Consider the following 1,869-nt stretch of genomic DNA (forward strand, 5'->3'; position numbering starts at 1 on the left):
CGTCAGTATTGAAAGATCCAGTAATACTTGCAGAAGGAATGGCACAAAGTGCATCAGATACTGTAGAAGAAAAAGGAATAGCATATTCTACTTCATATGTGCTTGGTGGAGTACTTTTAACTAAAGGACTTAGTAAAGCCAGATCTGTTTCTAAGACTGGGGAAACTGCAAATAATATGATTAGGAATACTATTCTTAATAATATAGCAAAAAGTTTTAATAAATCATTTGATGGTACTATTTATGCTAGACGTGGAGCAGTAGGAGAAAATCTTATGGCAACGGAAAATTCATTAAAAGATGCTAGTGCAGTTTTTGTTACTAAAGGTTCAGCAGGACATACAGCAATTGATAGAATAAATAATTTGGCATTACCTCCAAGTAATAAAGCGTTGCTAGAATCTGAAGTGAAATTAGCAAAAGAACAGATCTTATTAGAAGGTAAGGTTGCTCCTCAGCCTGAATGGGCTGTACAAGCAGGCGATGGTATACCAAGAATAGGTGGGGGATGCCAAATTGTTACGAATGGTGGTAAATGGAATGGTGCAGTTGAATGGATTAAAAAATAGAATATAAAGGAGGAAAATAAAAGATGGTAACAACAGATTTAATTATGAAATTAAACGATGCTTCAAAATATTTGAATAATAACAATAAAAATATAGAGGCTAATGAGCTAGATGATCTATCAAAACATCTTAAAGATGCAAATATAAGTAAAGCAGATTTAGAAGAAATAAAGAAAAATATTGTAAATAGATGTGATATTAGGTGGTTAGGCGAAATATATATTAAAGAGATGGCGACTATGTATAAATGGTGGAATTTTTTAGGAGAAATGAAAATACTTGCTGAGAAACTCTAAAAATTAAAGTTGAAAAATATTAACAATAATATTTTAAGGTAGGATTAAGTAGCGAGGATCTAACTATCAGATATCTCCTATAGGGTTTGGACAGTCAACTAGGAAAAGGTAATAAAGCGGTAGTTTGGGTAAAGAGTCAATGTTTTTAATGGAACAAGTATTGACTCTTTTTATTATGTCTAAAAATATTAACAAATAAATTAAAGGTGTATAGCTTTAGTGAGGGAAAAATTACAGGAAGTACAAATATCGTTTTACCGGAATATTATCAAGAAACGAGAAGGTTTGTTGATGGGGATATTTTTAATATTGTAGATAGTAAAACAGGGAAAGTAATAGATAAATTTATGTATGATATCGACACAGATGAAAAATGGATTATGGTAGGAGGAAAATAATTTGAATTATGCGATTTATAACAATAAAGTCTACATAGCTAATGTTAGAAATATGAAAGTGAGACTTAAAACAAGAGTTCCTGAACAAGGATTTAAAGAGTTAGTTGATTTAGCCGGGAATATTCATAAAGATATATTTATAAAAGAAGTAGAGATGGACAATGTGGCTGTAATTTATGAATTATATTATAAAGTAATATATAAAGGTAAAGAATTTGAAGCATTTTCAAGTGAAAAATACATGTTAGAATATAATAAAATGATTATATCTACAAAGAAATCTAATATAGCAGATCAATTTGGATTTATTAAAAAAGAGCAATTTGTATATGACAAAGATGTACAATTAAATACTATAGATGCTTTAATTGAAATTAAAAAACCTATAGTAAAATCGAATTATATGAAAGAAGAAAAAACTAGGATAGAGCAAAAAGACATTAAGAATTATCTAAAGAGTATTGTAGTTTATTAAGAAAGTTCGATACAGAATTAACACAATCACTCCGTATATCTACGAATGGTGATATTTTAAGTATTTTCAATAAAAAATTCCTCAATTGCAAAACTAAATTCCACCCCCACCACATTAAATAGTGGAAGTTA

At 29.2% G+C, this 1,869-nt stretch carries 4 protein-coding genes; all 4 read left to right on the forward strand.

Annotation, left to right across the window (positions count from 1 at the left end; all coding sequences use genetic code 11):
- On the forward strand, positions 1–569 hold a 569-nt coding region (locus Q0649_RS10925), incomplete at its 5' end, for a hypothetical protein (protein WP_298841476.1).
- Between the two features lie 23 nt (positions 570–592).
- A complete protein-coding gene (locus tag Q0649_RS10930) occupies positions 593–865 on the forward strand; it encodes a hypothetical protein (protein WP_298841479.1) in 273 nt (90 codons plus the stop codon).
- A 206-nt stretch (positions 866–1,071) separates the two neighbouring features.
- Positions 1,072–1,263 (forward strand): hypothetical protein, encoded by a 192-nt coding sequence (locus Q0649_RS10935; RefSeq protein WP_298841481.1) that lies wholly within the window; start codon positions 1,072–1,074, stop codon positions 1,261–1,263.
- A gap of 1 nt (position 1,264) precedes the next feature.
- Complete coding sequence (locus Q0649_RS10940) at positions 1,265–1,738, forward strand: hypothetical protein (protein ID WP_298841485.1); 474 nt, start codon at positions 1,265–1,267, stop codon at positions 1,736–1,738.
- Positions 1,739–1,869 lie beyond the last annotated feature (131 nt).

The organism is uncultured Clostridium sp. (genome assembly GCF_937920395.1).
Lineage (GTDB): Bacteria > Bacillota > Clostridia > Clostridiales > Clostridiaceae > Clostridium_AD.